This is a genomic window from uncultured Planktosalinus sp., assembly GCF_963973675.1.
GTDB lineage: Bacteria > Bacteroidota > Bacteroidia > Flavobacteriales > Flavobacteriaceae > Planktosalinus.
Map to the genome: position 1 here is coordinate 1 of NZ_CAXBAN010000093.1, position 8093 is coordinate 8093.

Below are 8093 nucleotides of genomic sequence, written 5' to 3' on the forward strand. Positions count from 1 at the left end.
CCTTGAAATAAAATTCCAAGGGTTTCAATCAACTAACTAACCAAATTATGAAAGCCCGGTTTGGGGAACTCAATCATATGATAAATATGATTATAATCGTACTCTCATATAGTAAGACGCAATAGTCTGATTTTCATTACATTTTTTAAGAAATATATAACACTCCCTGGGTTTTATAACACCATCAAATTACACCCTCTAATATCACTTGTATCAAATCTACCAAGGATTTCAAAGCTACCGTTAGTAAAGAAAAAAATGGATAAGACTTTTTAAATCACTGAATAGAATTTAATCAACAACAACTTTGAATTGCTTAAGTGCCGAAAGAAAAATTATTTTATTTTAAGGGTAAAATAAAAAACTTGCCGGATTTTAATTCTCTTGAACATTTTCCCACTCTATATCTTTGACAATGGTAAAATAAAGATTGCCACCACTGCTTGGGTTTGGAATTTGACCTTCAACATAAGGGCTGTATAGTTCTAATAAATCACCATTAAGGCGGTATTCATAAGACATGGAACTTTCACCGGCAACCCCTCTTTTCCTTATACTTAGTGTATCTGTTATACTTTCATTATAATGAATTAGTATATAATCTGTATTATCAATATTTTCAGTTAATGGAGATTGGAGACTGCTTCCATAGATTATCCCTTGCCATCCATCCGGAAGAATACTATCGCCAAACAGGGTTTTACCGGAAGCCACACTTACCGCATCGTCAACCACTACAAGCTCAATGGTATCAGTTGAAGATGCAAAATAACCGGGATAATAAAGAAATACTTCACCGTCAGAAGGAATAGCACCTTCTGTATTATACAATTCTATATAAAAATGAAAAGATACAGGGGAATCACCTGTAGGTTTCTCATCATTATTGCTGCAGCTTGTTAGAAATAGACAAGCGATTAAAATATATTGTGTTGCTTTCATAACTTTATTTTTTAATTATTAAACGTTTAATTTGTTGTTGAGAGCCATAGTTGATAATCACAAAATACAGACCGGTCTGAAACCCTGCTGTATTTATTGTGGTTTCATAAGTATGCGCTTGGTTGTTTTTATAAACAATGATGCCGCTTTTATCAGCTATCTCGATTGTAAATGTGTCATCTTGAGTGGTCATTATTGTAAATGCGGTTTTGGCAGGGTTTGGATAAATCATAAATTCGTAATCTTCATTTATGGAATTCTTTTGGTCACCTGGCAAAGGTGAATGAAAATTACATTCAGTGCCTAAATATACATGTGTTATTAATTTATTCCCCCAAAATGGTGAGCCACAATAATTAACTGCAACATATAATTCACTGATATTGCTTGGGTGAGAAGATACACTTACTTGCACCATATTTGTGCCTTGACCGTTTAAAATAGTTCCATTTGAAATTGACCAATTGTAGGTTGCACCGGGATATGAGGTAGTGCTGAAATATTTTGGTGCCGCACCAACACACATGGTATCCGGCCCGGAAACAGGTGCAGAAAACAATTGGGTCAATACTTTACTAACAGCTCTATTGCCACAATTTGGTGTTACGGTCAAAGTACCACCGCCGTGATTTATAGCCTGAACAGTAACAGAAGTAGTGCCTTGACCGGATAGTATGGTCAAGTTTGAAGAAACTTCCCAATTATAATTAGTTACTCCAGGCAATGTGTTAACGGTATAAGTAGCCGATTGTCCAGCGCAAAGGGCATCATTACCCGATATGGCAAAAGGTGTATGACTGATGCCAATATCGCTGATATAACCATACATCCGAGCTACTTGCATAGGTGTGAATTGATTTCTGCAAAGTCCTGAAGAATAACTCATAATATTGTTCATTAAGGGCGTCCAAGTATCACTCCAATTATCAGTACCTCCTAAAAATGCATCGTATATACACGTATTATTTTGAATTGTGTAATAATATTCTGGATTGCGATCCGGATTTCGTAAGCCTGGATCTGCAGGGGTATCACATAGCTTGTCACCATTAACTGCACATTTTTTGTCGCCGGAACTGGTACAGAATAGTCCTTGAGTCGCTGTTCGGCTTACAGGTTCTTGCCTACAGTTGTTTGCATCTTCATTAAAACTATTGGCAGATCCTTTTCGTCGATTATGAGTATGAAGAAGCCCCAAATTATGGCCAACCTCATGAGCTAAAACATCTGCTATTGATGATGAAAAATTCCCAAAGGTAGCAATAGAATTAACAAAATGAGGCGTACTGTTTGACCAAGGAAGCCTTGCTATTCCTCCCCAAATATCCTCAAAATTATTGACCCCTTTTGGCCATCTAACAAAATGAACATTAATAGCACCGGATATGTGGTGATTTGCCCAGTAAGTATCAAGATATTCATCACCAAAATTAGCATAGTTATTATTATTTACAATACCAACATCACAAAGCAAATAAAAATATATATTGGTATTTGTAGCAGTAAATATGTCGTTAAGTAAATCTATGGTTGTATGTACATTCGCAATTGAAATATTGCTTGACGGATTGCTGTTTTCTCTGTAAATCCAAGCTTTAATGGGTATCCAATATACTTTTGAGCCTGAAGAAAACATACTACTATTAATTGTAAATGTTTCACCATTTTCAATTAGTTCAAGATAGTTTTCCGGTATGTCTATGCCGTGTTCTAAAAGAATATCCACATAAACCTGATTGTCAGGGTCTTCATAAAATTTATCCAACATTTCTTCTTCCGTAGAAGAATATGTCCCACATTCAAAAATATTTCTTTCTTCTTCTTGAGAAAAAGACTGAATACTAAAGAAAAAAAAGATTATTAAAAATGGAATTGATATTCTAGAAAACTGGGGGGGGGGGAAAATTTACTTTCATAACCTATAACGTTTATTCATAATCAATAAATATAATTAAAATTATTCTTAATAAGCCCGAAAATCATTGAAAAATAAGATGTTAATTGATTTTTTAAAATTAAAGCACCATCAAATTACACCCTCTAATATCACTTGAGTCAAACCTGCCCAACACTTCAAAGCTGCCATTTGTATGTACTTTACCTAAATCCTGAGTAGCAATAAATGAGCAAGAGTTTATATTGGCCAGGTCAATGATGTTAATACCACCGGTATGGTGATTATTAACAGTTAATGGGTCTTCAGTGTCGCGAGTTAACACTTTCATCCAGGGTGGGCAGTTAAAGATGCCATCGCCTTTGGAGTAAGCTTGTGACAGCAATTCGGTCATGCCATATTCACTGTGGATTTTTGAAACACCAAATCCTTGTTTTAAAATGGCGTGCAACTCACTTCTTATGAGTTCTTTTCTTCTTCCTTTCATTCCGCCGGTTTCCATGACAATGGTGCTTTTAAGTGAAAATTGATGCTTTTCAATTAAGTCGAGTAATGCAAATGAAACGCCAATCAGCAACACTTTCTTTCCTGCGGCATCAAGGCTTTTTAATTTTTCTGCAATCACATCATATTGATTGAGGTAAAAACCGCTTTCGGTATGATTGCTTTGGGCAATAAAGTCATTGACCATATAGATTAATGACGAGCCTTCTCTTTCGAGATAAGAAGGCAGTAATCCCAGAACCACATAGTCTTCAACAGGTCCATAAAAGTGATTGAACCCTTTATTAAAACTTTGTTTATAGAGATTTAAATCGGGCACTAAATGCTTGCTTGTTTGGCTTCCGGTGGTGCCACTACTGGTGAAGATGGCTTGTGGGTTTCTTGAAGTGGAGATTACCTTTTTTGTTTTAAAAAATTCAATGGGTAAAAATGGGATTTCATTAATCGTATTTATTTCTGAAGGATGTTTATATAACAAATCGCAAAAAGAACGATACACGGAATTGTTCTCAAACTGATATTGAAAAACCTTTAGTGCTTTCTGTTCAAACTCCCTTGCTGAACTGATTGTAAAAATCGAATCTAAACGCATTATTAAACCAAACTAGTATAAATCAAAAAAAGCTTCCGCAAGTTACGGAAGCTTTTCAAAATGTATAAATTATAAACCTTAGTTTATGATTAATTTTTTAGTTGTTGTGGTATTGTTTTGAGAAACCTGAACCAAGTAAATTCCTGATTTCAAATTAGAAACATTCAAGGTATTGTTTGAAACGGTTTTAGAAATCACTAGTTTTCCTAATACGTCAAAAACTGCAACCTGTAAAGGCTGGTTTGTTTTTGTTTGAATTGAAACCACACCGTTTCTTGCCGGGTTAGGGTACAAGTTGAAAGATGTTTCCAGGTTGTCTCCTAATGACAAGGTTCTTGTATAGGTTCCAATTGGCCAAGGGTTTGCAGCCGTACTGTTTGATGTTTCATCATCATTGGCATCTACTCCGCTAAAAGACCAGCTATCAAGATCAAACGTAGTTCCGTCAGGACCTGTATCGTCATTTCTGTAAGCCCAACCATCAAGATGCTCCCAAGGCTCACCAGTCCCATCAACATCAATATCGCCAAAGATGTCAAATACATCACCTGTAATGTTTCCACCACCATCATCAACAACATTGTTAAATAACTCTATGGCGTCGTCACCGTTAATGTTAGCAACCTCACCAACAAAAGTAGGAGTCGCATCAAAATAGTTTTCAAATTCTACAGCTTCTGAAGCTACCCAAATATAATCGCCTGCCGTTGCAGAACCGGAAAAAACCAATTCTACACCATCAGTACCTCCACCGTTATTGGCAGAACCAACACCATAGGTGCTTAAATCAGGTATATCGTTGATTACATAAATTTCAATAGCTTTTGGCAAACCACCGGGAAGTGGACCATCAAATACCCCTGTCAAGACCATATCCTGAGCAGACATATTTACTGCAAATAAAATTGCAAATAATAAAGTAATTTTTTTCATTGTTTAAGGTGTTTAATTAAGCATACAAATATATAAAGATTGATTGTTAAATCTATGAAATTACGTGGTTTTTTGATTCCGGTTAACGAAAAAATAACATACTAAAACACATTTCCTGAAATCTACCTTCATTGTCTTCAACTATTTAAACAGTTAAACCCAAATTTACCCTATGTTACATTAATGTTATTATTGCCTTTTCTCAGCGCAGGAAAAAATAATTTAATCGTATCTTTACTTTATAAAAATATTTTCTTAATTATTTTGAAACATGAAGAAAAAGGACATCAAAATATTGTTGGTTGATGATGAACCGGATATTTTGGAAATTGTTGAGTACAACCTCTCCTCTGAAGGGTATCAGGTTTTAACAGCCGAAAATGGTCTTGAAGCCATAAAAAAAGCAAAGAAACACCACCCCCACTTAATCATACTTGACGTAATGATGCCCGAAATGGATGGTATTGAGGCTTGTGAAAAATTAAGAGGCATTCCCGATTTATCCGAAACCATTATCACATTTCTTACGGCCAGAGGTGAAGACTATTCTCAGGTAGCCGGTTTTGAAGCCGGAGCAGACGACTACATCACCAAACCCATTAAACCCAAAGTTCTGGTTAGCAAAGTAAAGGCTCTTTTGAGACGGTTTAAAGAAACAGGACCGGAAGAATCTACGTTGAGCTTAGGCAACCTAATAATCAATCGCGAAGAATATAAAGTCATTAAAAACAAAAAAGAAATAACGCTTCCGCGAAAAGAATTTGAGCTCTTAGCCTTGCTGGCTTCCAAGCCGGGAAAAGTATTTAAACGTGAAGACATCCTTGATAAAGTGTGGGGCAATGAAGTAGTGGTTGGCGGCCGCACCATTGATGTGCACATCAGAAAGCTAAGAGAAAAAATTGGTGATGACAGCTTTAAAACCGTTAAAGGTGTAGGCTATAAATTTGTTGTTTAATGACAAAAAAACTCAAAACAACATATCGTTTTGCTTTAATAACATCAATTTACATCACGTTCATTTCATCTTTGAGCTATATTGTATTAAGTCTATTAAACGGAGTCTTTATTTTACCTAACTTCTTACTGTTTGTAGCACTTATTTACATTTTTTCATTCGTTATAGTCCAGTTTAGAGTCAAGCGATTTATTTACAAGCAAGTAAAAAAAATTTATAATGATGTGAGCTTGCTGGACGCTTCTACTCTCAAGCCTAAACAAATTACAACCGATATGGACTCGTTGACCCGAGAGGTTGAAAAATTTGCAGAAAACAAAAAACTTGAAATTGAAACGCTCAAAGTGCGTGAAGAATATCGTAAAGAATTTATGGGTAATGTGGCCCACGAACTTAAAACGCCCTTATTTACGGTTCAGGGCTATATTCTGACTCTGCTTGATGGTGCTATGAAAGATAAGTCGGTTAGAAAAAAATATTTACAAAGAGCCAGTAAAGGTGTTGACAGACTCATTTACATTGTAAAAGATTTAGATATGATCACCAAACTCGAAATCGGAGATTTGGTGCTAAACAAAGAAAAAATCAATATTATTGAGCTGGTTCAAAATGTATTTGACCTGCTCGAAATGAAAGCTGCCAAAAAAAACATCACACTTACTTTTGACAGAAAATATGACTATTCTATTTTCGTAAATGCCGACAGAGAACGAATTCAACAAGTGCTTACAAATTTAATTGTCAACTCGGTCAAATATGGCAAAGAAGGAGGCACCACCGAAGTTAGTATCGAAGATTTAATCAAAAACAAGGTCATCGTAAGAATAACCGATAACGGAGAAGGAATTGCCAAAGAATACCTTACACGGATTTTTGAACGCTTTTTCAGGGTTGACAAAAGTGGATCACGCAAAGAGGGTGGCTCAGGACTTGGGTTATCAATTGTAAAACACATTATAGAAGCCCATAATGAAAAAATTTATGTAGAAAGTGAACTTGGAGTGGGCTCAGAGTTTTCCTTTACGCTCGAAAAGTCTAAATAGCGAATTAAAATCAACCTCCTGTTGTAAACTTTTTAAGCCACTATAATTTGAAACATTATTTAGTTTTTTGAAAGTAAATTCTTCCTGATTGCAATAAGGCACTACACCACTTTCATCAAGTTTTTTTGCCAAATATTCCTGTTCATATTGCCCGGGAGTGGGAATAAAAAAAGCTTTCTTTTCTAATAGAGCCAAATCCATAATAGTGGTATAACCCGATCTTGAAATAATGAGCTCGCTTTCATTGATTGCCTTTTCAAGGGCTTTGGTACTCATAAAGTTGTAAACCCTAAAATTGCCCTTGTTGTAGCAATGTTGCTTTTCTTCTACTTTTCCTAACACAAAAAGAACTTTTTTGTCGGTCACGTGCAGTTCCTTCATCAATTTTTCTTCTAAATATGTGCGTTGCGGTTCGGGTCCGGAAAGTAATACAAGAATATCATATCGGATTCTCAAATGTAATTTGTTCATACGGCTCAAAGGACCCATATATGTAACCCCTAGGGGTAACTGTTCGGGATGTCCCAATTTACCTGACAAGTTTGCGGAACCCGCTAAATCCGGTACCCAGCAAACATCAAACTTTCTAACAAAATCCAGGTGCAATTTGGTGCTCAGCCAGGTTGTTGAGCCGGTTAATACGCTGAGCTGATGAGTTATATAAGCTGAAGGAATGTTCTTATTTCTAACTCCCAACCTGTTATCTGAAATGATTCCCTGAATTTGATGGTTGGCCACCAGTTTTTTTACCAGCTTTTTTTCTGCTTTAATCGTTTTGAGCATTTTGGGGCTATCTAGCAATAATTTCCACTTAAAACCTGAGGCTTTTTTTGAATAAGTAATGTTATAAGAAGGCAACTCAACAGTTTCAAGTTCGGGAAATTCTTTTCGCAGCAAGGCCAATGCCGCTCCATCAGAAGCCAGTAATGGGTTGTAATTGTTCTCCTGCAAAGCTTTAATAACAGGAACACACCGTGTGGCATGACCCAATCCCCAATTTAAAGGAGCAACCAAAATGGTTTTTTGATCTTCCATAAAAACAAAGGTAAGGATTATTGCTACTGCTGAGTATTTCATTAATTTTGCCAAAACTTTATTTTATTGTTGTGGGAAGTAAAAACAAACTCAAACGTTTTAAAGAAAATGAAACTTTTTCAAATGTCATTCAACCCACACGGGAAGAGTTGACCCTAGGTTCATTTAGCTACAAAGGAAAATGGAACGAAATCT

General features: G+C 35.9%; 7 protein-coding genes and 1 pseudogene. 3 read left to right on the forward strand and 5 right to left on the reverse strand.

The window, feature by feature from the left end; translation table 11 throughout:
• Positions 1–375 precede the first annotated feature (375 nt).
• The 4 genes from AACY61_RS05190 to AACY61_RS05205 all read right to left on the reverse strand — a co-directional run bounded on the left by AACY61_RS05190 (position 376) and on the right by AACY61_RS05205 (position 4865).
• A complete protein-coding gene (locus AACY61_RS05190; protein WP_339610524.1) occupies positions 376–942 on the reverse strand; it encodes a hypothetical protein in 567 nt (188 codons plus the stop codon).
• Positions 943–946: 4 nt separating this feature from the next.
• On the reverse strand, positions 947–2710 hold the full coding sequence (locus AACY61_RS05195; RefSeq protein WP_339610525.1) for a T9SS type A sorting domain-containing protein: 1764 nt from the start codon (positions 2708–2710) through the stop codon (positions 947–949).
• 247 nt (positions 2711–2957) lie between these two features.
• Positions 2958–3932: an acyl transferase gene (locus tag AACY61_RS05200; RefSeq protein ID WP_339610526.1), complete on the reverse strand. Its 975-nt coding sequence runs from the start codon at positions 3930–3932 to the stop codon at positions 2958–2960.
• Between the two features lie 78 nt (positions 3933–4010).
• Positions 4011–4865 carry a T9SS type A sorting domain-containing protein gene (locus tag AACY61_RS05205; protein ID WP_339610527.1) on the reverse strand — a complete coding sequence of 285 codons (855 nt, stop codon included), beginning with the start codon at positions 4863–4865 and terminating at the stop codon, positions 4011–4013.
• A gap of 271 nt (positions 4866–5136) precedes the next feature.
• Here AACY61_RS05205 and AACY61_RS05210 point away from each other — a divergent pair, with 271 nt between their 5' ends.
• Together AACY61_RS05210 and AACY61_RS05215 are read left to right on the forward strand one after the other, a co-directional pair.
• Positions 5137–5820 (forward strand): response regulator transcription factor, encoded by a 684-nt coding sequence (locus tag AACY61_RS05210; RefSeq protein WP_339610528.1) that lies wholly within the window; start codon positions 5137–5139, stop codon positions 5818–5820.
• The gene (locus tag AACY61_RS05215; protein ID WP_339610529.1) at positions 5820–6863 is read left to right on the forward strand and encodes an ATP-binding protein; all 1044 of its coding nucleotides are present in this window, start codon (positions 5820–5822) and stop codon (positions 6861–6863) included. The genes AACY61_RS05210 and AACY61_RS05215 overlap by 1 nt, the downstream gene beginning before the upstream one ends.
• Here AACY61_RS05215 and AACY61_RS05220 read toward each other — a convergent pair.
• A complete protein-coding gene (locus tag AACY61_RS05220; protein ID WP_339610530.1) occupies positions 6828–7940 on the reverse strand; it encodes a glycosyltransferase in 1113 nt (370 codons plus the stop codon). The genes AACY61_RS05215 and AACY61_RS05220 overlap by 36 nt on opposite strands.
• A 29-nt stretch (positions 7941–7969) precedes the next feature.
• On the opposite strand from AACY61_RS05220, the pseudogene AACY61_RS05225 reads away from it, so the two are divergent.
• Positions 7970–8093 (forward strand): annotated as a pseudogene (locus tag AACY61_RS05225) (tRNA (guanosine(46)-N7)-methyltransferase TrmB); the annotation flags it as partial.

What these genes read in the sequence shown, in the direction of transcription:
- AACY61_RS05190 (WP_339610524.1), bottom strand. Translation starts at nt 942, where the DNA reads ATGAAAGCAACACAATATATTTTAATCGCTTGTCTATTTCTAACAAGC.
- AACY61_RS05195 (WP_339610525.1), bottom strand. Translation starts at nt 2,710, where the DNA reads ATGTTGGATAAATTTTATGAAGACCCTGACAATCAGGTTTATGTGGAT.
- AACY61_RS05200 (WP_339610526.1), bottom strand. Translation starts at nt 3,932, where the DNA reads ATGCGTTTAGATTCGATTTTTACAATCAGTTCAGCAAGGGAGTTTGAA.
- AACY61_RS05205 (WP_339610527.1), bottom strand. Translation starts at nt 4,865, where the DNA reads ATGAAAAAAATTACTTTATTATTTGCAATTTTATTTGCAGTAAATATG.
- AACY61_RS05210 (WP_339610528.1), top strand. Translation starts at nt 5,137, where the DNA reads ATGAAGAAAAAGGACATCAAAATATTGTTGGTTGATGATGAACCGGAT.
- AACY61_RS05215 (WP_339610529.1), top strand. Translation starts at nt 5,820, where the DNA reads ATGACAAAAAAACTCAAAACAACATATCGTTTTGCTTTAATAACATCA.
- AACY61_RS05220 (WP_339610530.1), bottom strand. Translation starts at nt 7,940, where the DNA reads ATGAAATACTCAGCAGTAGCAATAATCCTTACCTTTGTTTTTATGGAA.